The organism is Paracoccus sp. Z118 (genome assembly GCF_019061185.1).
Lineage (GTDB): Bacteria > Pseudomonadota > Alphaproteobacteria > Rhodobacterales > Rhodobacteraceae > Paracoccus.
On record NZ_JAHQZU010000019.1, the window covers coordinates 1 to 25,270 of the forward strand.

Here is a 25,270-nt window from a genome sequence, read left to right on the forward strand (position 1 = left end):
TATCTCCAAAACCAACTCCTTCGCGCCATGCCCACCCGCGGAGAATGGACCGATCAGATCAGCAGCGGCAGGAGGAGAGCGCCGTGGCGCTTACCTGTGATCCCTTGGCTCAAGTGGATCAGTGGATCGAAGGCTGTATGAACCCGGTTTGCTTGCGTGGGACCTGGGAAAGGCTTCTGGCGCTGAGCGGGTCAGCGTGTCCGGAAACGGAAACGGAAACGGAAACGGAAAAGGGGGCGGTCTTCACCACCCCCTTGCCATAGCTCAGTTAACGCCGAACAGATCACCATGTAACATCTTGATGACGGTTTAGCTGACTCACGTTTCGCAGAATAGCTGCCCAAAAAGGCAGGTGCTCAATCGGCATCGCTCTCGGCGTTTTTCCGCTGACGACGCCCTCAACTCAGCCGCGAGATCGTTGAGTGGCTGACATTGTAGCTACGGGCGATTTCGGTTACCGGCTCCCCGGCTGCCTTGCGCGTCAGCGCTTCGGTGCGCTGGTGCAGGGTGAGCTTGGGCTTGCGTCCCATACGGACTCCCCTGGCTCTTGCCCGAGCACGGCCTTCCGTCGTGCGCATGCGGATCAGCTCCCGCTCGAACTCTGCCAGTCCGCCCAGCACGGTCAGCATCAACCGCCCGTGCGCCGTCGTAGTGTCCGCCCAGGCATCGCCGAGCGAGCGGAAGGAGGCGCCCCGTTCGCTGATGCGTGCGAGAACATCCAGCAGGTCCCGCGTCGATCGCGCGAGCCGGTCGAGTCGAGTGACAAGCACCACGTCGCCCTCGCTCAACCGATCCTGCAAGCGGCATAGCGCCGGCCGGTCGCGCTGAGCACCGGAGACCTTCTCATGGAAGATGTAATCGGCACCCGCCGCTCGCAGCGCATCGATCTGGGCGTCGAGTGTCTGGGCGTCCGTGCTGACCCGTGCGTACCCGATGATCATGCCGTGCCCTTCTGATGCCTCGGCCAGAGTCCGGGCAGGGTGTCTTGTGAGGCCAGCTAGGGCCAACATTCAACAGCACATATGCACGTGAGTTTCGCACGGAGCAAGTCTTTGAAAACACTGGCTCGCCAAAACCGTGCGAAAATCAACATTTATGCACTGGCTCCGCAGTACTACCCCAACGCACACCGACCGTGGCGCACAAACTGGACATCCCCTAAAGTTGTAGCCGACCTGGGCAGTTCGCGACACACAACGGAGCATGGTCTTGATATGTTAACTCACGTCACATCCTGGGACGAGTGGATGTGGATAACCGACTTGGCCGCTCGACAAGCAGAGGCGGCTGGCTTCCTTGGCACTGCAGACGCATTCCGCGGGCTTTCAAGCGCCGAATTTGAAAAGAATGCGCACGCTGGAGATCGGGAAACGGAGCAAACAACGTACGCAGAAAATCAAGAGCCGATGGAGCTGATGGAAAAGATGCGCGCCAATGATGATTGAAGAAGTTTTTCGTATCCTCCAGCGTATTGCCTGTATCTGGCTCGCAATTTCCGTGATTTATCCGGTCGTAGATAACGCGATACTTTCCGCAGCTCAGCGCAACCATCCGAGAGACTATTACCGTACTGCCAGATCTTCTCCGAAGACCATCAGCCTGATATTGCCGGCATCACTGACCCTCATTCTGACAGTTATAGACATTGTTCTATCCGCCTCGTAGAGCTGGATTTTGTGAGATCTCGCCTCATCCGTTTGTTCAAACAGCAAGGTCTTAAGGGGCCATGGCTGTCCTGGAGCAGAGCGTGGCTGGCTTGACTTGAGTTGATTTGAAAGATACGGATTTCCTGCGAAGCCTCGGTGTGATACGCAGAGTCTAATATTTAGAGGAAGAATAGAAATGATTCAGTGCGAACTGGAAGACGGCCGACTTATATTCGTTAATCTAGACCGAGTTAACTCTATCATAAATCAGCCAGACGGGAAAATGGCGCTTGCCTATCTTGATCCAGATAATCAGATAAAAAGAAACAATATCAAACGCTTTCAGATTATCAAAACAGCCACCTGGTTTAGGGCTGGTCATATCTGATCGACCATCATCATGACATCAATATAATTCTGCGTTCCGGAGTAACTGGAGGCGGCGCCAGCCAAAGAGAGAACTTAAAGCAACTCGCTGGCCGCAATAGACTTAAGGAACGCTTGGTTAGGCATTCGGGTGCACCGAGATGGCGGGTTGATCGCTCTGCCGAGCAAACGCCACCCAGGCACGACCGCGTCCATCTCCGTCAGGAACTTCTCTCGACGCGTTACCTTTCTCTTCATCGCAGCGCGCAGGCCGGGAATGGCGGGCTGTTTCGGCATCGGCAAGGATCCTCCTGGGAACGCTTAAGCCTACCTACCAGATCCGGGCTCCGGCCAGAACAATTCCAGTGGCTCCTTAACGACGCTGCCCTTAGTCGCGCGCATAAACGTCCTGATAGCGAATGATGTCATCTTCGTCGAGGTAGATTCCGGTCTGAACCTCAATCAGTACCATCGGTACCTTGCCTGGGTTCTCCATGCGATGAACTGCGCCCAAAGGCACGAAAATAGACTCGTTCTCGGTTACGAGGCGGACCGTCTCATCCACAGTTACACGCGCGGTACCTTCAACTACTATCCAATGTTCTGCCCTGTGATAGTGGCTTTGCAGACTAAGAGAGGCCCCAGGCTGAACCACAATCCTCTTTACCCGGAATCGTTTGCCAAGAACTAAAGTCTCGTACCACCCCCATGGGCGATAATCTCGCGGTAACATTTCAGCCTGAGTGAGGTTCTCGCGCTTGAGCAAATTGACAACTTGGCGGACTTCCTGAGCGTGATCTCGGGCCGCAATCAGAACAGCGTCAGGCATTGCTACTGCGATAATATCCTCAAGTCCAAGGCCTATTACGACCTGTCCCTCTGCTTCACTGCGCAGCAGGGTATTGCGGCATCCGATTGCATGCGCCGCACCGCCAACGGCAACACCGTCGCCATCCCGATCCTGTGCTGCCCAAACCGCGTTCCAATCCCCCAGATCTGACCAACCACCCCCGTAGGGGACAACCGCAAGGTTACAAGCCTTCTCCATAATTGCGTAATCTAGTGAGATGGAGGGTGCGTGCGCGAATGCGTCCTCATTCAAGCGAAGAAAGCCCAGATCGGATCTCGCACCATCGATCGCTGCGCTGACCGGATCAACAACATCCGGTGCATGCTCGCGAAAGGAGGTAATGAGGTCGGCCGCTCGAGTGAGAAATATGCCCGCGTTCCATAGGAAATCACCCGACTCCAGCATCTCGTTTGCACGAGCTCGGTCCGGTTTCTCAACGAACCCCTCTAGATCAACAATCCCAGACGCCGTCCTCTCGCGCCAATTTGCAAGTTGTAGATAACCATAGCCAGTCGCCGGCCGGACTGGCGTGATGCCGAAGGTTACAATCCTGCCACGGTTGACGGCAGCAAGTCCTGTGCGTACGGCCGCTCTGAAAGCCGACGCATCTGGAATGGTCTGGTCGGAGGGCGCGACCAACATTACCGCATCAGGGTTCTTCTTAGCGAGCCAAAATGCGGCGGCGAGAACTGCGGGAGCCGTGTTCCTTGGTTCCGGCTCAATCAGCACCGCGCCGGGATCCACGTCGATCTCAACCATCTGCTGCGTCGCCACGAAGCGGAAATCCGCGCCGGTAACAACAACAGGCGGGGAAAATGCAGAGTCTCCAGCGAAGCGAAGCGCCGTCGCTTGAAACAGTGTTTGATCACCAAGTAGCGCAGCGAATTGCTTGGGATAGGATTTTCGCGATAGAGGCCAGAGCCTCGTTCCTGATCCTCCGGCTAGAATGACAGGCGTTATTGTAGAGCTCGGCATGGGCGCTCCGTCTTTTTGACGATTTCTTGACTCGAGACCGACGAAGCGCAACAGCTGCAGGGCTGGTGCATTGCGGCCGGGATGGCGAGAGGCACTCGGGCGCAGCGCCAGACGTGACCTGACCGCCTCATGGGAAGTCGATGCATATCTTCAGGGAAAAAAACCTACGGATTATAATAATTCCCGCTGAACTCTGCGTCTATGTGGAAGAATTGGTCCGAAGAACCGCGGTCAACTCAGCTGCCACCGCGTCGTGCATGGCTTGAGACGGATAGTAACTGTTGAAGCTAGGGACACCCGGCTCTGTAATCACTGATGCAGGCGCTCCGGTTTTTCGATCCAAGATCGCGGCAGGTAAACCATTTGTCGACGTAATGTCCACTAGTGACACGTCATGCCCTCGGCTTTCCAGTAGCCGAACCATACTTCTGACGGTGTCACCGTCGATGAAATGCGGGAACTTGCCTGTCCGACTATCGAAGCATCCAGATACCAACGGCATAGAATAGGACCGCTGGCTGAACCAAAGCAGAATAACGCGACGTGGAAATAGGGTCAATAAACTTTCGAATTCGGCCAAATAGCACTGAATGGAAGACGTTATCGCATCTTCTACAACCCTGTTTGAATATTCGCCAAACGCAAGCCTCCAGGCTCGGTCAACAAAAATCCTCGGTGACTTCTCCCCGCTCGCGTCCGTATAGTCTCCGATATTACTGAAGGCACCCCGCGGCTGGTAGAATTCTGTTTCGTATCCACGCGCCGACATAATTTCGAACACAACACAGTCGGCTTTACCAAAAATCATATCAGCGCGAGGAATTCGGCTAAAAAAACCTGGTCTGGCCCCTGAAATTCCCAAATTCAACATAGGCGCGCCGGACAAACTCATCTGCTCCGGGTAGGGTTGATAAACAAACCGGCCGAAGGTTGCAGCCGATCCCACGGCCACTAGGTAACGCTCAAGCAGGTGTATTGGGATGCGCGGGCCTCGAAACGCAATGGGGAAGTCCTCAAAAAAATATGGAGAATAATCGAACGCTACATCGTCCCGTTCTTGATAATGAACTATCGGCATATCTAAGAATTCAACTCTAGAAGGTTGTAGATGGAAGCGATGCTCTGGGGAATGCTGGAGAACAGGATAGCCGTGTCAGGGAGATAAGAATAAACAACACGCTCAGAAACGGAATCCGTTCTGAAGGCGGGGACATCTATCCCTATATTGGACAGGTCACGTAGGCGCTCGGCGTCGATTTTAGAGTAGAAATGCTCCAGCTCAGCCAGTGGAAATTCCGTAAGGCGCTGCCGAATGGCCACGGTGGCTAGTGCTTCAGCAGCGCATAGCTCACTGTTCTCGCGTAAACCTTTCAGAAAGGCGGCCCGTACAAAGTTCGCCGGCTTTTTACCTCTGCGAAGGTGTACGAGGTTCAAAAGCCGCAGTATTTCTACCCGCTCCTGCGCCATCCGGACATTGCTCCGGCCGCCCAGCCGGTGAGGCAGTGCCAGCGAAGCGCCGCAAGCGGCGACTAGTATCGGGTCAGTAAGGTCGCGGAACTCAGCAACACAGCCGTCGTAACTTACGATATCAACGCTTCCGAACACGCGTCCAACTCGGAGGGCGAGGCCGAGCGGATCAATTGCGTTTGCGTCGGGCTGCAACAATAATAAATAAGAAACGTAGTCGGAGAAACTTTTCACTTCTCCAAACTTCACATGTTCTTGATACTGCGACCAAATAGACTGAGCACGGTTCCGAAGATAAATTATAGGGAGGATTGTTTGTGGCGCAAGCGCGTCACGCAAGGAAACCATCTCAGCGTGAGATAATAAGGACAAATTTTCAGAACTAAAAATTACGCGTCGGGTTTCGCCGTTCAGATCAGCCATAAATTTACGCAGGTCGCGGACCGCCGTGGCAGTGTCTTGCCCCAGTGCACGAGGCAAGGCATGGTGCCCCGGATCCTCCAAGAAGAGGTCCGGGTAAATAACACCTGCCTGCATCAGTTCGCTACGGTTGTTAAGAAGTGTCTTTTGGATATAGGTTGTACCGGTCTTGTGTGGCCCAAAATGTAAAATAACAGTCGATGAAGTGGGCATCTATGCCTCTCCGGTTTTCTCTTGAGAGACAGGCGGTTCTATCGGATAATCAAATGCCTCAAAATCGCGCCTGTATTCGCTTTGGACACGCGCGACTATCTCGGGCTCCCATTCGGACGGCAACAAATACGGTGGACTAGGGTTGATGCGGCTCAGATTTTGAGGAACGACTCCCGCACCAATTCTGTCCAAAATCGTTGCAAGGTCTGATGTAAGATGTTCAGTTTTTCCAATAAAATCCACCAAAAGCTCCGACTTAGCTTCCGGGGAAAAAAGCCAGTGTGCCTGCGGCCGAAAAATTCCATCTGGACCCCGCTCGGAGTTCGAGCTTGTCCACAAATCTGATCTTAGAAAGCTATCGAAGTCTGGAATTTTCTCCAGTTGTCCCCGGAAATGCTCCGGCAGCTCACGCCATGACTTTATAAAGTAGTATGCGGAGGCGAGCCTCGTGTAGGGGTTGCGTACAAAGGCAAATCGGAAATAACGCATGTATTCCTCCTGCCCCATGACGTCCATAACCGTCTGGGCCCGAGAGTGCTTTCGAAGGCCAAACCACTTCTCGAAATATTCTTCAGCCGCATCCCCAAGCCTCGTGCCGCCAATTTCATGGTCCCGGTAGCGGGTCAGTTGTGACAACGTATGGGTAACCGTCGTACCAGCGGCCTTTGGAATGTGGATGAACACGAATCGGTGCGTGTGGTTTATGATCACGTTTCGTCCGCCTTCAGACTGAGTGGTAGATTTATCGCCGTTGGGGAAGGCCTGATCGGGACCTACACTGTTGTAACAGGGAGCGCCACAAAGAGCTAAATACGACGCTCAGGCGTTCGCCTTGGCCGGCATCTCTCCTGTCATGTTTTGCCGTATAGATCGACCGCCTCGAATACCTTACGCATTTGCTCGCGGGCGGTATCAACACCGAAGCGCTCGCGGGCCAAATTGTGTGCGTTGTCGCGCACCTGTGTCCACAGGTCTGCATCCTCAATCAATCGACTGATTGCCCGAATCCAATCATCTGGTGTGTCTGCGATCAGGCAGTCATGGCCGTGTCGCAGTCCAATTCCCTCGGCTGCCAGGGGACTCAGAACACAGGGGATCCCCCGTGCGAGCGCGTTTAGAACCTTGCCCTTGATACCGGCTCCGGACAGCAAGGGAGCGACAAAAACCAGATGGGGATCATAGGCGCTCTCAACGTCCTCGACATAGCCGATCGGCCGGATCGTAGGCGATTCCAACGCACGGACGTCCTGACCCATCCGCGATCCGTAGATTGAGAGCTCAAGGCCTGGGCAGACCTCGTTCAACGGCTCCATCACCTGGTCCACAAACCAGCGCAGCCCCTCGACGTTGGGATGATGCTGGAAACCGCCGAAAAAGCTCAGACCCTTACGGTCAGAACGCGGCACGATCACCTTGGGGAAGTCGAGCACCCAAGGACATTTCATGGCTCTCACCTCGCCCTCGGACATGGCCTCGATGACGGCCATTTCGACGTCGTTGTAAGAAACCACGGCATCGACGCTCCGCATTGCCTCGAACTCAGCGACCCTGACGTTGCGCGCTTCTGCAAGGCTGTTGCTATCGCCGTCGGCGAGACCTTTTCTAAGAAGTCGCAGGTAATGGAGGTCAGCGCCATTCATCACGATGCGAGCCGCGGGGCAAAGTTCACGGATCTTGGGCACCACGTTGTTCACGACATGGTAGCGCATGACGTAGAAAGCGTCGAACTCGGATGCCCGGGTTTCAAGGAACGCGTCTACCGACTCGTAGAATGGTGCCGTGATGACTTCGACGCCCTGGTTTTGTAGCGCTTTGGTGTAACCCCCGACCCAAGCGAGGTTTTCAGGCAGCAGCGTTACCTTGAAGCCAAGGGACTGCATCAACTCGATCTCCCGCATTGCGGCGTATGATCCAGCATCGCGGTCGGGAGTTGGTGTCGTATAGTCGATGAACAGAATACGACCGAATATATTCCGATCTTTTTCGAGGTCCGGGGCGACTCCATATGTCCCATGGGAAGCATAATCACGCACCCAGCGGCGCTTGAACTTAGGGCGATTGACCTCTTGGAAGCGTTTGAATCCAGAACCGGTATCGGTGCCGCTGGTAACGCCTTCGAAATGATAGACCGTTGAAGCTGGCACATACCAGACTGTCGAGCCTGCGGCGCGAATCTTGAAGGCCAGATCGGTGTCTTCGAAGTACATGGGTTCCAGGTAGTCGGAGAGTCCTCCAACCTCGTCCCAGAGCGCCCGCGTTGTCATCAGGGCGGCGCCAGAGACATAGTCAACCTGCCGCGCATAGGTGAACCGCGGATCGTTCGGGTTTCCGAGGCGACCGTAATTCCAGGGATCGCCCGCTCCCCAGACGATGCCACCTGCTTCCTGGAGCCGGCCATCAGGATAAATGAGACGCGATCCGGCCAAGCCGGTCGTCGGATCTCGGTCGAAGCGATCGATCAACGCATCCAGCCAACCCGTGGTCGGCTCTGTATCGTTGTTCAGCAGCACCACGTAGCGCCCGCGCGCTGCCGCAACACCGGCGTTGCAGGCCCGAATGAAACGCTGCGGTTCCTCGTTGCGCACGACTCGAATACCCGAGACGAATTCCTCGATGTGCGAGGTTTCGTCAGGAGAAGCATCGTCGACCAGGATCACCTCGAAGCTTGCCTGGTTCCAGGCCAGCAGAAGCGCATTAAGACAATAGAAGGTAGTGGACACCTTGCCATGCGCCGGGATCACTATCGATACTTCGGGATCCTCGACTTCCGGGAAGGCCAGAGAACCAAGGGAGCAGCGTTCTGGTCCTGCCTCGAGGCGTCGGATCACCGTGTCGAGTTGGGCCAGGGTAGCTGGCGGGCTCCCGCCGCTACAATGCGCTCGCAGCGCAGCATAGCGATAACCCAGTTGCGGGAACAGCTCGACGGGGACGGGCGGACATGCCTCCGTTTGCAGGTGATCCAGAGAAGTCAGCTGCCGAGGCGGCTGGAGCCAGTCACGCCAGACGCGCTGGATCCCGCTCGCATCGCGGATTTCTACCTCCGCGGTGGTTCCGGTGAGGAAGCTTAGGGGCAAGCGAAGGACGTTGTGCCCGGCCGCCAAATGAACCGGGAATTCCGGCACGCCATTGCGCAAGAGCACTCCGCTGAAAGATCTAGAGGCTTGCAGCTCGAGCACATGGCCCCAGTCGCGCTCCAGCGTAACCTTCAGCGGCTCCATCTTCGCGACGACGCGCCGCTCACCGCTTGTAAGCAGGGTTATCGGCTTCGGGTTATCATACGCGCGGACGAGTAGGTCCGCGCGATGCCAGTGCGGCGTTTCGGTACTATCCCATACGGTATGGTGTGGCTTCCATATGGTGGATTCCGTACGATGCTTTGGGATGATTTCAGGCTGAGCCACGAATATTGCCGGCGGATCACCTTCGGGGTCGGTGTTGCGCGCGAAATCTATGGCAAGTTCGACTGCATGAACTTCTTTGTTGGCAGGCAGCGGTAGCGATATTTTCTGGTAGTTTTCCGGAGAATTCCGACCCACTGCGCGCATATCCAGCGGTATGGTGTTTTCGCTGAACAGGCTGCCATCTTTACGCTTCAGAAGCACCACGAAGTTGCCGGCGGCACGGTGGGCGGCAAGCCGCGCCTCGAGCACGGCACCGGGACCAACTTCGTTGACCGGCAGGGTCCCGCCGACCGGAATGCGACGAGGCGCGTCACGATCCCCCATGGTGATGCAGAGCGTATTCCAAGATTGGACTTGCCAGTCGCCATGGCCATTCAACTTCTGAACCCATGCCGAATCCTTCATCTCGTGCATCGGATAAGGAAGGGAGATGCCGGCAATGGGTGGAGGGGAAAAAATGGGAGTCAGAGGTACGATCTGCCCGCCGGCCTCAATGGCGACATCGCGGCCCAGAAGCGAACCGCTGGCCAAAACCCAAGCGGCGCCATCCACCAGGTGGACGGCCTTGATTGCCTCCATGGGGGCTTCGAGCGTTTGTGCCGCGACAAAGGTACTGGCGACCTCATGTCTGGCGGCGGCTGCTGGGGACGTGGGGGCCACGTCCTGTGGCGCATGATCCAGTATGAACTCCGGTAGCGGGCCTTTGTTGGCGCTCTGCATGCCAACCACACGGCTGTGGGTGTCAAGGACCCAACCTCGCTCCTCGGGCGGGAGCTGCTCCAGGAGGCTCTTGAACTGCTGTCCTGCGACAGCAGTGCTGTAGCCGCGCGCGTCTGGATGATGCACGCGGCGGTTCAGGTCGCGCACCACGCGGCGGCCAGCCAGATGCGCAATTGCGCTTGCCGCCCAATCAATGCCCCAGCCCAGGTTGTTTGCTGAGAAATCCACATCCCGCAGACGATTCGCGATTTCTGGCGTGATGGCCCATACGACCCCGTCCGTCTGCACGACCCCAAGCAGGCCGTGCTCATCCTCGAGCTGTTCTTCAGCGACAATGTTGGTGGGCCAAGGGGTTCGGTCGAGATCAGGTGCCCAGACCGCGATAGATGGATCGGCCTTCAGGGCAACACGTAGTCCGTGGACCAGATCCGCCCAGTCCTCGCTCGAAGCGTCTGCGGACACGATGAGCAGCGTGGCATCCTGTGGTGCAACTTCGAGAGCGGTGGCGAACTTGCGACCAAAATACCAGCTTTGGGGAACCTGGTGCCAGTCACCAGGGCCGTCTTCAGTCTGATCCGGGTCGTTCGAATAGATCACGGAGAGTGAATCGACGTTACCCTCCAGTCTCCGGGCAATTTCCTCGGCTGCGTCGTGCATCCCTTCCCAGCTGATGACGACAGCTGCGACGGCGCTCGTCGTGTTGGTTTCCTTTGTCCGCGAAGTCGCGTTCTTTTGGTCTAACACTCTGATGCTCTCCGCACAGGTGGCGCCTGCCTGCCCTGAAGCCAGCTGTCCCACAGGTTTGATCTGGTTCCGGTTGCATGCCCCGACCAGGATTCTTCGCGGGACGTGTATTTGATCGACTGAGGATCATCAACGTTGAGTGACCTGATTGTTGGAGGTCCTGTGGTCTCTTGACCACTCTGCGCGTGCGGCTTGGGCAGGGACGCCCGCAAGGGTTCGGTGGTGCCAAGCGCCGCTGCTGGTGAGCCAGGTCGTCCAGACGTCCGTTGGTGTTAGATTGGTGTTAAGTATGTGTTAAGCACCAAAAGCGACTTGGTAAACGATTGATTTTACAAGAACAGCCTGTGGCCTTGGTAACTGAAACCACGAATCTTGGTAACTGAAATCCTGCTTTCGGTAACTGAAACCACGAATCCTTCGGTGGTATCTGAAACCACGAATGTTGACGGCGGTGCTTGAAACCACGAAGCTGAGGTATGGGCACTGAAACCACGAATCCACGGGATCAGCTGATCCCCGACCGTCACCCGCAGCATGACCTGTTCATCTGCGACGTGTCCGACGCTGTGCTCAAGGACGTGATGCAGCACATGGAGCATCCGTTCTACTCGCTGTCGAAGAAGCCGGAGACGAATGTCCGGCGCTACGAGCACAACGGCCACTGGCTCGAGATCACCCCGAGCGTGAAGGGTCTGGCGACGATCTACGACAAGGATATCCTGATCTACTGCATCTCGCAGATCATGCATAAGCTGAGGCAGGGTGAGGCCGTCTCCCAGCGTGTCCGGATCAACTGTCGAGAGCTCCTGATCTTCAGCAATCGCGGTACGTCAGGTCGGGACTACATGGCCTTGGTGGAAGCTCTGGACCGGCTGGAAGGGACGCGTATCCGTACCAACATCGTGACCGGCGACGAGGAGCAGATTGATGGCTTCGGCCTGATCGATGCCTCATCGATCAGGCGCAAGCATGGCCTCGACGGACGACTCCTCTGGTGCGAGGTCAAGCTCTCGGACTGGGTGTTCAGCGCTATCCGCGCCCAGGAGGTCCTGACCCTGCATCGGGACTACTTCCGCCTCCGCAAGCCGCTCGAGCGCCGGGTCTACGAGATCGCGCGCAAGCATTGCGGCCAGCAGGACAGTTGGAAGATCCGCCTTTCGCTGCTGCTCAAGAAGACGGGGTCGCAGAGCCCCGAGAAGCGGTTCAGGCAGATGGTCCGCCACCTGGCACAGCATGATCACCTGCCTGACTACCATGTCGAGTTCGACAGCGAGCGTGACATGGTGATCTTCACCAATCGCGGCACAATGAAGTCGGCAAGTGGCAGCCTCGCCCTTGTCTCATGGTCGGGACGGCTGGATGGCGAGGTCCATGCCGAAGCGCGCTCGGCCGCTCCCGGCTGGGATGTCTACGTTCTGGAGCAGGAATGGCGGCTGTGGCTCGCGGAAAACGAGATCACCCCGAACCATCCCGAGAAACACTTCCTGAAGTTCTGCGCCAGCTGGTACGCAAAGCGCGGGCGTCCGTAGCCAGGCCTTGGAAGGCCTAGCAGGCGAGGAGAACACTCGGCAAGCTGAACCGGCCCTGCAGGCTACCCGTCACCCTCGGAGGTGTCTTTCTAGACAGATCGACTTGCTGATCTACCTCCAGTAGCACCTGTGATTATCTTCACCCGCCCCGGTAGCAACCATCAGGAATGGTACCTACCGGTCATCAGGTGAACCGCCTGGAAACTGTATTGTAGTTCATTTTCGTTTTTCGCCGGAGAGGCAGCCCCGCGATGGCCCAATATCTGTTGATTTTTGCAAATACCGTGGGCGCGATGGCTGTCTGCACATTCCTGTACGGCCTCGCTCAACGAGGGATCAGAATGACCGCTCTTCGCCGCGCCGCGGTGGGGCTGGTGCTTGGCTGCGGCGGGATCGTCGTCATGGCACAGCCGATCATCCTGAGCCCCGGGTTTCAGGCCGACGCCCGCGGTGCTTTTGTCGGCATGGCTGCGGCATTCGGGGGGCCGATCGCCGCCGGGATGGCAGTTATCCTGACCGTAGCGGCCCGGGTTGTTATCGGTGGAAACGGCGTGGTCGCCGGGGCCCTGGTCATAGCGGTCACGGCGGCAGGCGCCCTTCTATGGCGCTATCAGGTAGGCAACTCACGTAAACGGACATGGGCAGAGTGGCTGTCGATCAGCCTGGTCTGCATCGCCCCCTCCGCGATCACGCTCCTGGCCGTTGCCGGCAGCATGTGGATGACATCGATCTTCCTGAGCGTAGTCATTGCATTGATCGTGTTCGTCTTCGGCAAGATGCTTGAGACAGAGCAGCGCCGCGGTCAGCGGGAGCGTGAGCTGAAAAGAGAGGCTTCGACAGATAGTCTTACCGCCCTTCCCAACCGCCGCGCCCTGGAGGCATACGCCCGTGAGCTCGAGCGGGAGAAGGCCACGGATGTGCTGTTTCTGCTGATCGATATCGACCACTTCAAGAAGATCAACGATGAATACGGCCATGATGCAGGAGATGCCGTTCTGCGGGAGATCGGATCGGCCATCCGGAGCACGGTTCGGGATAGCGACTTCGCGGCCCGCGTGGGAGGCGAAGAATTCGCCGTCATCGTGCGCACGGGCAGCGCAGAGGCCGGACGCCTGGTGGCGGAGCGGTTCCGGAAGGCCCTGCGCGTGCCCTTTGGGGCGGGCCGACAAGCCCATGCCAGCATTGGCGGGTTCTTCTTCGAGCAGGAGCCGTTCAACTTCCACCAGGGCTATCAGCGAGCGGATCAGGCACTCTATGCCTCAAAGGCGACGGGTCGCGATCGTGTGACCTTTCATCAAGAGCGGAAGGATGAGCTTCGGCTTGCATCCTGAAGGCGAAGGCTGACCCTAGCAGCCCCCCCGAATACTCTCTAGAGTTGATCTCAAAGGTCCTCATGGGGAGCCGCAGATGGAGCCTGCACAACTTGTCGCTGAAGAGCTGAAGCGAGGGACGCTGGGGGAGCGAGAGCTGACGGCTGACCTTCAGCAAGCGCTCGAACGCCACTGCTCCAACCTTGTAACGCTTGTGCAGTCTCTTCATGCCTCTGGCCGGGATCGGGACGCCATCCGTGAATTGGTGGCTGTCATGCTTCGAAGCTACGAAGATGACCTCATCCAGGTACTGGGGAAAGACGAATGAATGAAGCGGCGCGGCTTGGCGCGGATGACGAGGCAGGAAGACTGGCCGCATTACGTCGCTACAACATTCTCGACACAGAGCCGGAAGAAGAATTTGACGAGATTGTTGCGCTGATCAGATCTATCTTCAATATCTCCTCGGCTGCGATCAACCTGATCGACTTTGACCGTCAATGGTCCAAGGCGGCAGCCAACGCTTCTTCCAATCGCTGCGCCTCACAGAATAACTGCCCCCGCAGCGAAGCCTTCTGCGACTATACGATCCGGAGCCAGGAGGCGACGATGATCGAGGACGCATCGCTGGATCCGCGATTTGCCGACAACCGCTTCGTGACAGGGCCGCTCGGTGTTCGGTCATACCTGGGCGTTCCGCTGACGACGCCCGATGGGTATAATATCGGGGCGCTCTGCGTCTTTGGAACAGAGCCCCGCAGCTTCACGTCGGCCGACAAGGAGGTGCTCAGCAATTTCGCAAAGGTCGTGATGTCGCAGATGGAGCTACGGCTGACGGCACGAGTTGACGGCCTGACTGGAGTGCTGACCCGAAAGGCCTTTGTCACCCGCCTCGACCGGGTAGTGGCCGAAGACACCGGCGATCCGACCAGCCTGGTCCTGCTGGACCTCGACCATTTCAAGTCGATCAACGACCGGTTCGGCCATCCTGCAGGCGATGCCGTTCTGACGCATGTGGCGGCCGCAATGAGCGGACTTGTCAAAAAACCGGACAGCATCGGTCGAGTGGGCGGCGAAGAATTTGGCATCCTGCTGCATGGAGCGGACCTTGTAGCAGCTCAGGGGCTTGCTGCGCGTCTGCGGGAGCGCCTCGCCCAACTCTCCGTTCCCGGTCTCCCGGACGAACGGGTAACGGTCAGCGCGGGAGTAGCCGAGCGCAGTCGCGGTGAAACGCGACAGGCCTGGTTCGAACGCGCGGATCGTGCGCTCTATGCGGCCAAGCACAATGGCCGCGATCAGGCGGTCGCTGCCGCGCCCCTGGAGGTCAAGTGATACCTGCCTCGGGCTCTTGCGCCTGCGGCACTGCGGTAAGGGCATAAGCCGGCATGCAGGGGCCCGAATGGACGATGTGACGTCAGCCCCACAGGGGCTTCACGAATTTTTCTGCCCAAACAGCATCCTCCAGGAGTGGCTGGCGCGCCAGCCACCTCCGGAAGGCTTCTCGCTGATCGTGCCCGACAACCTGGACATGCTCGAAATCGCGGCGGGTACCAGCCAGATGCATCATCTGCGTCAGCAGATCGAAATCAAACTGGGCACTGTCTTCGGCTCGCACAACGTCGCGAAGAGCGGGTCGATGAACGGGTTCCTGGTCGCTCTCGAGAGCCGGGACCCACCCATATGCACAGCGTTCATGGGTCAGGTGCTGCAGGAGATAACAGGAATTCAGCTGGATCGTGGAGCCCACGGCTACGCGCTTACTGCGCGGGCCGGGGTCATCTGGACTGACGGCGTGCCCACCATTGCGCCCGAACTGCTGCGGCGCAAGCTGGTTACCGCACTTGTGGCCGCGCAGCGGAATCACCGCTCGTGCGTGGCCGCGAGCCTTCAGGAAGACAGCAATCTCCACGAAACCGAGCTTACGGCCAAGCTGCTGTGCGATCTGCCCGCTGCCATGAGGGAGAACAGGCTCCGGCTCAATGCGCAAGATATCGTGGTCGCGACCGACCGGCCCGGCACTCCGCAGGAAGTCGAGATCCTTCTGGTCATGGAGGACCGCGAAGGGCGCGTATACCCCCCCGCGAATTTTCTGCCCGAGGCGGAGAAAAGCGTGCTGATCGAGATGGTCGACCAGTGGGTGTTGCGCCGGACACTCGTCGGCTTCGGGCCCCAGCTGCGTGCCTACCCCCAGCTCTGGGTTTCCATCAACGTCTCGGCTCCCTCGCTGGGAAACCCCGCGTTCGGGGATGTCCTCGCAGGTGTTTTGCGCGAGAGTCGGATCGATCCCGGTCGCGTTCAGATCGAGATCACGGAAACGGCGGTCATCCGTGACCTGGACCAGGCCTGTACCAACATTCGCGAGGCACGGCAGCTCGGCTGCCGCATCGCGCTGGACGACTTCGGCTCCGGGATGTCCAGCTTCAGCTATCTCAAGGCGTTCGCTCCAGACTGCATCAAGATCGACGGATCATTGATCCCGAATGTCGTGGACCCCGAGAAAGTCGAGGCCCAGGTCGTCCGTTCGATCATCAACCTCGCCCATCGATTGGAAATCGAGGTCGTGGCTGAACATGTCAGCTCACCCGAAATTCTGACCGCCATCCGGGATCTGGGGATCGACAAGGTTCAGGGTTACGAGTTAGGGCGCCCGCGCCCGTTTTCACAGCTGTTTGCTGGTCGATAGACCAGCACGAAGACGAGGGGACGAGGCGCCGATGCTGGGTCAGCTTGACCAACCGATAGCTGCAGATCTGAAGCGGAGGATCTGCGGACGAGCGGCATGGGCGGCTCGTCTGCTTTTCGCGCTCGCAGCCGGTGCAACAGTCCTGTCCGGCTGCGCCCTCGGTCCGAATGGCAACATCCTCACCGAAAGTCAGGTGGAAGAGCGTATTCCAATGCAGCCGGTGCCCATCAACCATGCCTGGGTCAGCGCTCCCGAGGCGCAGATGGTCTTGCAGCGTGATCTCGGATTTGGATCCGAGCAGAGGATCAGCCTGCAAAACCGGACGCTCGTTCCCGAAGACAACCTGATCGTGCTGCGTACCCGCTCGGGCATGTCCGCCAACGGCAGGCTGCGCTTCGAGGAGTTCATGCGTCGGGTGGGCGAGATCCCCTTCCCGTTCGGGGACGTGTCATCTGGCGAACTGATCAGCGATAACGACGAGCTGGGCAGCTATCTGTGGACCGAAGAACAGATCGGAGCAGGTACGGTCTGTGTCTTCGGTATCCGGCGGCTCGACAGCAGCATGCGCCAGATTCCCGCTGGGGACGGTGCAATGGACGTCATGCTGCGTAACTGCGTGGTCGGCACCGCAGACGAGGCGCTGCGGCCGCTGCTGGCTGCAAGCGTAGGGTCTCCCTCGATCGCCCGGGCCGGCACCGACCAGAGCCGGCTGATCTCGCCGCTTGCCGGACCGACGCTGCCATGAGCCAGACCGGCGAGACGAAGAAGAATGGTCGAATGAGCCGGCGCAAGCTCCCCCGTGCCATGCTGTTTTCCCTCTGGGCGCTGATGCTGATTCCGGTCCTGGTCATGGCCGCAACGCCGGTCTCCAACACCGCCCAAGGGATGTTCGGGTTGGCGGCCGTACTGCTGGTGATCCTGCTCAAGCCCTTTGCCGCCAGCATGCCGGCGCGTGTCGGCCTGATGGCGGTCGCCAGCGTAATCGTGCTGCGTTACTGGCTCTGGCGCCTTACTGCGACCCTGCCGGATCCAGGCTTGTCGGCGTCGTTCATTTTTGCCGTGATCCTGCTGATGGTCGAGACCTATTCGATCTTCGTCTTCTTTCTCAATGCGTTCATCACGGCGGATCCGGTAGAACGGGGATTACCACCCCAGCTGAAACTCGAACAGTTGCCAACCGTCGACATTCTCGTGCCGTCTTACAACGAGCCGGTGGAGATGCTGAGCGTCACGCTGTCGGCAGCCAAGAACATGATCTATCCGGCGAACTTGCGCCGGGTGGTTCTTTGCGACGATGGTGGAACAGACCAGCGCTGCAACTCGCCTGATCCCGAGCTGGCAGCAGCGGCACGGCGTCGCCGTGCCGAGCTGCAGGATCTCTGCCGCGATCTGGGAGTGATCTATTCCACCCGGCCGCGCAACGAGCAGGCCAAGGCTGGCAACATGAGTGCCGCGCTGGAGCGGCTGGACGGTGAGCTTGTCGTGATCTTCGACGCCGACCACGTCCCGTCCCGGGACTTCCTGGCCCGAACCGTCGGCTATTTCGTGCAGGATCCCAAGCTTTTCCTGGTCCAGACACCCCACCACTTCATCAACCCCGACCCCATCGAGCGCAACCTGAACCTCAAATCTCCGCCCGAGAACGAAATGTTCTACGGCATGATCCATCGAGGGCTGGATCGATGGGGCGGTGCCTTCTTCTGCGGCTCGGCAGCAGTGCTGCGCCGCAAGGCGCTGGACAGCGTCGGCGGCTTCGCGGGGGAGACCATTACCGAGGACGCCGAGACCGCGCTCGAGATCCATTCGCGGGGATGGCGCAGCATCTACCTGAACCGCGCCATGATCGCCGGGCTGCAGCCGGAGACCTTCGCCTCGTTCATCCAGCAGCGGGGCCGTTGGGCCTCGGGCATGATGCAGATGCTGATGCTCAAGAATCCGCTGTTCCGGCCCGGGCTCAGCTTCATGCAGCGGCTCTGCTACCTCAACTCCATGAGTTTCTGGTTCTTCCCGATCATTCGGATGGTCTACCTTCTGGCGCCCCTCGCCTATCTGTTCTTCGGGGTCGAGATCGTCGTCACGACCTTCGCCGAGGCGGTTGCCTATGTGGTCAGCTACATGGCCGTGGTGCTGCTGGTCCAGAACGCCGTATTCGCAAGCTATCGCTGGCCGCTGATATCGGAAATCTACGAGATCGCGCAGACGCCCTACTTGATATCGGCCATCTTTCGCACGGTGCTGCGGCCCCGCAATGCGCGGTTCAACGTGACCGCCAAGGACGAGACGCTGGCCGAGGATTATATCTCTCCCGTCTACGGGCCACTGATGTTCCTGTTCATGCTGACATTTGCCGGCGTCGTTACGCTGGTGGTTCGCTGGCTTGCCTTTCCTGGGGACCGCAACGTGCTCGCCGTGGTCGGTGTCTGGGCGGTGCTCAACTTCCTGCTGGTATCGTTGTCACTGCGGGCCGTGTCGGAAAAGCAGCAGCGCCGCAGCGCACCGCGCGTCGAGATGCGCGCCCCAGGCGTGATCCGCTGGGCTGATAGCGGCCCGCAACCAATCCCCGTCGAGATCAGCGACGGGTCGACGTCGGGCGCCAGGCTCAAGCTGATCGGAATGCCACAAGCCGCAGGCACTCGGATGGTGGAGAAGGGCGACGAAGTGGTGTTCCGACCCCGCTTCGAGCAGGCCCAGCATCTGGAGCGTGATGTGAGGGCCATCGTACGCGGAGTCTTCGGCAATCCTCGTGAGGGTATTGTCCTCGGCCTCCAATTTGTCGCCGAACAGGATATGGATGTGCGAGAGGCCGTCGCCCAACTTGTCTTTGGTTCCAGCGAGAACTGGGCGGCACAGCGAGAGCAGAGTTACAAGCGCAAGGGGCTGCTCGCGGGCCTGGGCTACATCCTGTGGCTGATGGTCACCTCGATCCCCCAGACCTTCGGCGACTTCCTGCGCGAACCAGCCCGCCGGCGGAAGGCAGCGTTGTCTGAGCGGCAGACACGCAAGCCCGCCCATTTGGTGGCTTTCGGCGCCGATTTCGACCGCGAAGAATTCCGCGACACGCTCATGCCCGCACCAGGCGCTACGTGGATCGAGCCGGAGACGCAGCAGTGAATCTGCAACGGCGCCTCCTTGTCGGACTGCTTGCCGGGACACTGGCCTCTTTCCAGCCAGTCCTTGCGCAGGAAGAGCCGCCGCTGATCCTGCTCGATACCCAGCAGGAAGAATCGTCAACGGGAACCCCCGAGGACGCAGAAGGGCAGCCGCGCACTGGGCCGGTGGAGGTGCCGCAGATTCAGCTGCCTTCAGCCCACGCGGTATCAGAAGCGGCCGGCGCTCAGGGACCTCTGGTGATTCCTGAGCGCGACCGGAGTGAAGGCGCCCTGGCGGCCCCCGCGCAACAACTATTGGTGCCGCTGATCCCCACCCGCCGACTGACCGACGTGGCACAGATAGGCGCCAGTCAGCCAACGCCGGGAATCCTGCGACTGACTGGAGAGGTGGTTTCCGTCGATTTTGAACTCGATCTTCCAGAAAGTGCGGCAGTCCCGCCCGAACTGATGCTGACCCTGCGCTCCACGGTCAACGTTCTGCCCGACGTTGCCGGCATGACGATCAGCATCAACGACACCCCTCCGGTGGTAATTCCGCTCGATCACCTGAGCGGCTTCAGGACCGTTGCCGTCCCGGCGGCGGGGCTGACATCCGGGGTGAACCGCGTGCGCCTGGACCTTCGCCAGCCGCACCGCATCTATTGCGGTCCGGAAGCGAGCTTCAGTGTCTGGACCGAGATCCATCTGCCTCAGAGTGGCGCTCCCATCGATGCCAATGCCGTGGCCGCGGACGCTGCCGGCTTTGCCCTGGCATTGCATGCTCAGATGGCCTCCGGGCGTGCCGTACCGGTGCGGATCGACGAGGACGAGGATGCAGCGCCACTGCAGCAACTCGCCGAGAGGCTGAGCCGGTGGTCGGACGGCCAAGCGCGGATCGAGCTCCGCTCATTCTACAGCCTGGAGACGCCCTCGCCGCTCTCGATCGCGCTGATCCGCTCAAATCGGAGCCATGCCGAGTTGCGGGAGGGTGCTGACGGCGGACTCGTGCTCCAAGTCGAGCATGTGGAGGGACAGCTTCCCTCGCTCGACGATCTGCTCCCGAAGCTACCATCGCCTTCAAATATCGTTCCAGCACTGTCACCCGGCGACCCAACTGCCCTCGCCGAGCTTGGTCAACAGGACATCATCGGCCGGACCCGGTACTTCCGTCACGAGGTGCCTTTCGATCTGCCCAAGGACTGGTTGCTGTTGTCCAACCAGAAGGCGCGCCTGCAGCTCCGCTACGGCTTCGCGGATTCCCTTCCCGAAGGAGCGATCCTGCTCGTCAAGGCGAACGATGAGACCATTCGGCTGCTTCCACTCGACCGGAACGGCGGCCAGATGCAGGAGCCGCTGGACATCATCTTCTCGGCCAATCTGCTTCACTCCGGACGCAACAGCCTGATCTTCGAGATGATGGTGCCCGGAGACCCCCCCGATGAGATCTGTCTGCCGCGCCGGGCGGACATGCTGGTGGTGAGCAGCGACAGCACCCTGCTGGTGCCCCCTGCCCCGGCCATGACTCTCGCCGGGATCTCGGAACCGCTATCTGGCTTGGGCTCCGGCGATATCACGGTGCCCGACGGTGTTCTCGATCGCACCCCGCTGGACCGGGCTGCTGCGGAAATGGCAGCCGGCCTGCCCCCCGCACCCGCCTCTGCGGATCCTTCGGTAAGGCTCAACGTGATCAGCGTCAGCGACATGTCCCTGATTCCGACCGAGCATCTTGGGGTTACAGGGCGCACCCTGCAGGAAGCCTTGATTACGCTAGCGCCGCTGCCGGCGGCCAAGTCTCCCTCGCCCTCCATTCCCGCTGCCCCTCGCTACCAGCTGACCGAGGATGCACCGGAGGCGGCCCAGCAGTCCGACCCGGATGCGGGGAGCAAAGACAACACTGGTTTGGCTGGTAGCTGGAGGCTCAGGAACTGGCTGGCGGGAGTAGCTGCTCGGTTGGAAGCGGCATCATTCATTGGTTCGGACGAAAGCCTGTCGTCCTGGCTCGAGACGAAACAGGGCAGCGCACTTCTCCTGCGGCCCAACCCCGAGGAACCGAATGACCTGTGGCTGGTTCTGGGGCCGCAGATATCGGCCCAGAGTACGCTGCGTGCTCTTGTCCAGCTGCGTGACAGCGGGCAGGCAAACGGAGAGGCCGCCATATTGATGGCCAACGGTACCTGGGCAACCTGGTCCCCTGTGCGCCCACCGGAACTGCGGGAGCCCCTCCGGCTGTCTAACCTGCCGGCAGTGCTCGGCAATTACGCCTCCTGGTCGCCGCTCCTGTTCACCATCGCGATCCTGGGAGTGGCGCTGCTTTCGGCGATCCCCGCGCTTTTCTTTATTCTGTTCACCCGGCGGAGGGGCCAGATTTGAACCGTCGCAGCTTTCTGGCGGCCGCCGCGGCGGCGACCGTCCTTTCGCGCACGGGGCACGCCACCCCGGCTCCGGAGTACCTGCAATCGCGCTACCTGGCCCCTGACCACCCTCTGCAAGAGGCGTGGACGGCGTGGAAAGCGCTGTGTCTGCTTCCAGAAGGCCGGGTGGTCGATCAGTTTCAGGATGCTGCCAGCCATTCCGAGGGACAAGGCTATGGCTTGACGCTGGCCGCACTGTTCGGCGATCGCGACGCGGCAGAGTTGATCATCGGCTGGACCGAACGCAGCCTGAACCAGCGAGGCGACGGGCTCTTGTCCTGGCGGTGGCGACCCGAGACGAGTCCGCATGTCGAAGATCCCAACAACGCCAGTGATGGCGACCTGTTCTACGCCTGGGGCCTCGCTCTCATGGGAAGCCGTCAGGCGCGTCCGGATCTGATCGAGCGCGCCCAGAGGACCGCCGATGCCCTTCTCGCCCATTGCACTGCTGAACATCCCGACGGCAGCGGGCGACGCTTCCTGCTTCCCGGCGCAGCCGGGTTTCGGCATGAGGACGCGCTGGTGCTCAACCCTTCCTATTACATGCCCCTCGCCATGCACGATCTTGCCCGGATCACTGGCCGTGGCTCGCTGGCGACGCTCGCAAGCGAAGGGGAGGCGCTGATCGACGAGCTGGCCCGTGGCGGCCTTGTACCCGACTGGATCAGCCTGACCGCTGACGGTCCCGCGGCACCACCCGAGAATTTCTTGCGCCGATCAGGCTATGAGGCGATCCGGGTGCCGCTCTTCGCCCTCTGGAGTGACCGAGCCGAAGCGCCGGCGGTCACTGCATTCTCCCAAGCGTTGGCAGCAGCAGAACCTCAGTCGGGTGCCGTAACGGTCTTCGATCCGGTCACCCGGGAGGTTCTGGAGCGCAGCAGCCACCCTGGCTATGCCGCGATTGCGGCCCTCGCCACCTGCGCCACGTCGAACCGTGTCGGCTCGCTGATCCCGGCATTCTCGGATGCCCAGCCCTACTATCCCGCCACCCTGCATCTGATGGCGCTTGTCGTTCAATCCACAGTCTTCCCGAGGTGCGTGCCGATATGATCCGCTCACTTGCCGCTTTGGCGTTCGTTCTCGCGGGTGCGCTTCCGGCGAGCGCGCAGCAAAGCGCCCCTGCAGCCGACGAGCTCCTGGCGCTCAACTTTTACGTGCAGCAACAAGACACGAAGGCTGTCGAGGCCGAGCTCCTGCGGCTGCAGCTGAAATATCCGCAGTGGACCCCTCCTCAGGATCTGTCGCGGATTGGAGTGACCGCCCCCTCCGCCGAGATCGACGCCTTCTACCGTCAGGTCGCCGAGGGTCGCTTCGATCAGGCGCGCGAAACCTTGGCGAAGGCCCGGCAGGATTATCCGGACTGGAATCCTCCGGCAGAGATGCCTGACCTCCTCGAGATCGCCGAGGGGCAGGTGCTGCTGGACGCAGCGCTTGAAGAAGAGAATCTCGCCAATGCGCTTCAGATCGCTGGAAATGTACCGGGGCTCCTGCGTTGCGACCGCATCAACAACGCCTGGCGGCTGGCCGAGGCACAGCAAGCCGGAGGCAGTGATGGCGACGCCTTGGGCACCTATCGGGCCGTCCTGACTGCGTGCATCAATGAACCCGATCTGGTTGCGACGCTGGAAAAAGCTGACGAGGTTGCCTCGGAAACCGAACTTCGGTCTCTGTTCGCGCAGGTCATGTCGCGCTTTCCCGAGCAGGAAGAGCGCTATTCAGAGGTCCTTCAGCGGCTTCTGGCCGGGCGCGGGTCCGGGGAACCAAGCGTCACGTCAGACAGCACTGGGGCCGAGCGACCCGTGCCGCGTTCGGCCACCGCTCCTCGGTCCACTGCACGTCCCGCACCGGAAGCCCCCGCCGCTGCAGCTCAGGCCACTGCCTCACAGCCACCTCGCACGACATCCTCGCGGGCTCAGCAGCCGGGCGCCAGCTCAGTAGACGCGCTGGCCGCAGCAGGAGACTGGAGTGGCTGCATGCAGCGCTCGGCGGGATCGACCGTCGCGACCGTGATCTATCAACGCGGCTGGTGTGCCTTCAACCTTGAGCGCCCCATGGAAGCGATCTCGGCCTTCCGCACCGCCCTGGCGGGGCGGCTGGACCCTACGCAGCGGCGGGATGCTGCCTTCGGCATGGCTCTGGCCTATCTGAAGATGAACATGCCCGAGGAAGCTGCTCGCATTTCTGCCGGAACCGATTTCACCCGTAGTCAGCGCGTCGACATCGAGCGCCAGATCCTGGATCAGCGAGGGGTTCTCGCCTACCGTAACAAGCAGTACAAGCAAGCAATCCAGTATTTCGACGCCTTGGAACAGGTCGCCGGAGGGATCCGGCGCGATCTCGCCATCCTCCGGGCCTATGCATATCTGAATTCCGGCAATCAGAGCCGCGCGCGAGCTGAGTTTCTCCGCCTGAACAACGAGATATCCACCCGGGAATCCCGTGCTGGTCTCTCTGCTGCTTCTGGTGGCTAGGCATGGTTTGCCTGCAGCCCGAACATGGACGTCTTCAGGACGGTGATCCCGGTCAGCAGCCTCAGGGCAGGCCTGCAGGATGATAGCTCATATCCCCTCGAGGGACAGAAGGACGAACTGAATGACTTTACCCTCCAGATCTGCCGTTCTGTTGCTTCTCTCCCTGTCGGCCTGCGGTGGTGGCGGCGGCGGTCCCAGCCCAGGAGACCGCCCCGACGCCGTTCCCGTCCCGGACGGCCCCTTTGAGGCATACCAGGCCAATCACAACGGGTTTTCCCGTGTCAGGATGAATTACGCGACCGCCGCGGACGCCGCCGTTCTGGCCGGTTTCGAGGACAGCGATCCTGCGGACCCAGTCGGCTATCGCAACCTGATCGCGCAGAACGAGGCTCTTTATGAGGGCAACATGGTCATCGAGGTGATCGCCGAGGTTGATACGGACAACGGCGACAAAGCCAAGCGCCTGTTGCGACTGACGGCCGATCAGGCTCCGTTCGAGAATGTTCGAAACGGTCGTCTCGTCGAGGCCAGTGGCAAATATCACTTCCGGGGCCAGAGCCTGGCTTGGGTGACCATCGATAGCGGTCCTTTGCTGTCAGGCCGTCACGACCGCGGGCTCGAAAGCCTGGTGCTCGACTTCGACGCCGGCACAGCGAACATCGATATACGCACCGAGGTCTCCCGCAACTCCGAGGTCGAGATTGGCCTCAAGGCAGCCGGGCTGCCCTTCGATGTCGTCAGCGGCGCCTATGGCGGCGGGGTTACCATCAACGTGAACAATCCTGATGTAACCGAAGCCTACAGCATAGACGGCCATTTGCGGGGAAATGTGGGCGGCCGACCGGGCTACAGGAATGATGTCCATGGCCTGACGACCTCCGGCCTTTATCGCGCGAGCGGAAGTGATGGCGGCACCGCTGTCACCGTGGACGGCGTTTTCATGGGCGCCGACCCTAATGTGCTTCCGTAAAGGCG

General features: G+C 59.9%; 18 protein-coding genes. 12 read left to right on the forward strand and 6 right to left on the reverse strand.

What is annotated here, in order from left to right; all coding sequences use genetic code 11:
- Positions 1-398: 398 nt before the first annotated feature.
- Positions 399-941, reverse strand: coding sequence for a recombinase family protein (locus KTN05_RS13475; RefSeq protein WP_217329931.1), 543 nt, complete (start codon positions 939-941; stop codon positions 399-401).
- A 111-nt stretch (positions 942-1,052) separates the two neighbouring features.
- Here KTN05_RS13475 and KTN05_RS13480 point away from each other — a divergent pair, with 111 nt between their 5' ends.
- Positions 1,053-1,445, forward strand: a complete 393-nt coding sequence (locus KTN05_RS13480) for a hypothetical protein (RefSeq protein WP_217329932.1) — start codon at positions 1,053-1,055, stop codon at positions 1,443-1,445.
- Positions 1,446-2,400: 955 nt separating this feature from the next.
- Here KTN05_RS13480 and KTN05_RS13485 read toward each other — a convergent pair.
- The 5 genes from KTN05_RS13485 to KTN05_RS18685 all read right to left on the reverse strand — a co-directional run bounded on the left by KTN05_RS13485 (position 2,401) and on the right by KTN05_RS18685 (position 10,802).
- Positions 2,401-3,837 (reverse strand): mannose-1-phosphate guanylyltransferase/mannose-6-phosphate isomerase, encoded by a 1,437-nt coding sequence (locus KTN05_RS13485; RefSeq protein WP_217329974.1) that lies wholly within the window; start codon positions 3,835-3,837, stop codon positions 2,401-2,403.
- A gap of 199 nt (positions 3,838-4,036) precedes the next feature.
- On the reverse strand, positions 4,037-4,915 hold the full coding sequence (locus tag KTN05_RS13490; protein ID WP_217329933.1) for a DUF6473 family protein: 879 nt from the start codon (positions 4,913-4,915) through the stop codon (positions 4,037-4,039).
- Positions 4,916-4,917: 2 nt separating this feature from the next.
- Positions 4,918-5,937, reverse strand: a complete 1,020-nt coding sequence (locus KTN05_RS13495; protein ID WP_217329934.1) for a hypothetical protein — start codon at positions 5,935-5,937, stop codon at positions 4,918-4,920.
- Positions 5,938-6,648: a sulfotransferase family protein gene (locus KTN05_RS13500; RefSeq protein ID WP_371823363.1), complete on the reverse strand. Its 711-nt coding sequence runs from the start codon at positions 6,646-6,648 to the stop codon at positions 5,938-5,940.
- 140 nt (positions 6,649-6,788) lie between these two features.
- Positions 6,789-10,802 carry a glycosyltransferase gene (locus KTN05_RS18685; protein WP_217329936.1) on the reverse strand — a complete coding sequence of 1,338 codons (4,014 nt, stop codon included), beginning with the start codon at positions 10,800-10,802 and terminating at the stop codon, positions 6,789-6,791.
- Between the two features lie 476 nt (positions 10,803-11,278).
- Between KTN05_RS18685 and KTN05_RS13510 the strand changes: the two genes are divergently transcribed.
- The 11 genes from KTN05_RS13510 to KTN05_RS13560 all read left to right on the forward strand — a co-directional run bounded on the left by KTN05_RS13510 (position 11,279) and on the right by KTN05_RS13560 (position 25,265).
- Entirely contained in the window at positions 11,279-12,331 is a 1,053-nt protein-coding gene (locus KTN05_RS13510) for a replication initiator protein A (protein ID WP_217329937.1), read from the forward strand.
- A 251-nt stretch (positions 12,332-12,582) separates the two neighbouring features.
- Complete coding sequence (locus KTN05_RS13515) at positions 12,583-13,662, forward strand: diguanylate cyclase (RefSeq protein WP_217329938.1); 1,080 nt, start codon at positions 12,583-12,585, stop codon at positions 13,660-13,662.
- A gap of 76 nt (positions 13,663-13,738) precedes the next feature.
- On the forward strand, positions 13,739-13,969 hold the full coding sequence (locus KTN05_RS13520; protein WP_217329939.1) for a hypothetical protein: 231 nt from the start codon (positions 13,739-13,741) through the stop codon (positions 13,967-13,969).
- Positions 13,966-14,973, forward strand: a complete 1,008-nt coding sequence (locus tag KTN05_RS13525; protein WP_217329940.1) for a sensor domain-containing diguanylate cyclase — start codon at positions 13,966-13,968, stop codon at positions 14,971-14,973. The genes KTN05_RS13520 and KTN05_RS13525 overlap by 4 nt, the downstream gene beginning before the upstream one ends.
- Before the next feature lie 67 nt (positions 14,974-15,040).
- The gene (locus KTN05_RS13530) at positions 15,041-16,324 is read left to right on the forward strand and encodes an EAL domain-containing protein (protein WP_217329941.1); all 1,284 of its coding nucleotides are present in this window, start codon (positions 15,041-15,043) and stop codon (positions 16,322-16,324) included.
- Positions 16,325-16,355: 31 nt separating this feature from the next.
- Positions 16,356-17,069: a hypothetical protein gene (locus tag KTN05_RS13535; RefSeq protein WP_217329942.1), complete on the forward strand. Its 714-nt coding sequence runs from the start codon at positions 16,356-16,358 to the stop codon at positions 17,067-17,069.
- A 32-nt stretch (positions 17,070-17,101) separates the two neighbouring features.
- Complete coding sequence (gene bcsA, locus KTN05_RS13540) at positions 17,102-19,435, forward strand: UDP-forming cellulose synthase catalytic subunit (protein ID WP_217329975.1); 2,334 nt, start codon at positions 17,102-17,104, stop codon at positions 19,433-19,435.
- On the forward strand, positions 19,432-21,783 hold the full coding sequence (locus KTN05_RS13545) for a cellulose biosynthesis cyclic di-GMP-binding regulatory protein BcsB (RefSeq protein ID WP_217329943.1): 2,352 nt from the start codon (positions 19,432-19,434) through the stop codon (positions 21,781-21,783). The genes bcsA and KTN05_RS13545 overlap by 4 nt, the downstream gene beginning before the upstream one ends.
- A complete protein-coding gene (locus tag KTN05_RS13550; protein ID WP_217329944.1) occupies positions 21,780-22,874 on the forward strand; it encodes a glycosyl hydrolase family 8 in 1,095 nt (364 codons plus the stop codon). The genes KTN05_RS13545 and KTN05_RS13550 overlap by 4 nt, the downstream gene beginning before the upstream one ends.
- Positions 22,871-24,295: a tetratricopeptide repeat protein gene (locus tag KTN05_RS13555; protein ID WP_217329945.1), complete on the forward strand. Its 1,425-nt coding sequence runs from the start codon at positions 22,871-22,873 to the stop codon at positions 24,293-24,295. The genes KTN05_RS13550 and KTN05_RS13555 overlap by 4 nt, the downstream gene beginning before the upstream one ends.
- A 121-nt stretch (positions 24,296-24,416) precedes the next feature.
- Positions 24,417-25,265 carry a viral aspartic protease gene (locus KTN05_RS13560; protein ID WP_217329946.1) on the forward strand — a complete coding sequence of 283 codons (849 nt, stop codon included), beginning with the start codon at positions 24,417-24,419 and terminating at the stop codon, positions 25,263-25,265.
- The last annotated feature ends 5 nt before the right edge of the window (positions 25,266-25,270 follow it).

Coding starts and splice junctions, on each gene's coding strand:
- KTN05_RS13485 (WP_217329974.1), bottom strand. CDS start 3,837: ATGCCGAGCTCTACAATAACGCCTGTCATTCTAGCCGGAGGATCAGGA.
- KTN05_RS13510 (WP_217329937.1), top strand. CDS start 11,279: ATGGGCACTGAAACCACGAATCCACGGGATCAGCTGATCCCCGACCGT.
- KTN05_RS13515 (WP_217329938.1), top strand. CDS start 12,583: ATGGCCCAATATCTGTTGATTTTTGCAAATACCGTGGGCGCGATGGCT.
- KTN05_RS13520 (WP_217329939.1), top strand. CDS start 13,739: ATGGAGCCTGCACAACTTGTCGCTGAAGAGCTGAAGCGAGGGACGCTG.
- KTN05_RS13495 (WP_217329934.1), bottom strand. CDS start 5,937: ATGCCCACTTCATCGACTGTTATTTTACATTTTGGGCCACACAAGACC.
- KTN05_RS13555 (WP_217329945.1), top strand. CDS start 22,871: ATGATCCGCTCACTTGCCGCTTTGGCGTTCGTTCTCGCGGGTGCGCTT.
- KTN05_RS13560 (WP_217329946.1), top strand. CDS start 24,417: ATGACTTTACCCTCCAGATCTGCCGTTCTGTTGCTTCTCTCCCTGTCG.
- bcsA (WP_217329975.1), top strand. CDS start 17,102: ATGAGCCGGCGCAAGCTCCCCCGTGCCATGCTGTTTTCCCTCTGGGCG.
- KTN05_RS13525 (WP_217329940.1), top strand. CDS start 13,966: ATGAATGAAGCGGCGCGGCTTGGCGCGGATGACGAGGCAGGAAGACTG.
- KTN05_RS13530 (WP_217329941.1), top strand. CDS start 15,041: ATGGACGATGTGACGTCAGCCCCACAGGGGCTTCACGAATTTTTCTGC.
- KTN05_RS13490 (WP_217329933.1), bottom strand. CDS start 4,915: ATGCCGATAGTTCATTATCAAGAACGGGACGATGTAGCGTTCGATTAT.
- KTN05_RS13475 (WP_217329931.1), bottom strand. CDS start 941: ATGATCATCGGGTACGCACGGGTCAGCACGGACGCCCAGACACTCGAC.
- KTN05_RS13535 (WP_217329942.1), top strand. CDS start 16,356: ATGCTGGGTCAGCTTGACCAACCGATAGCTGCAGATCTGAAGCGGAGG.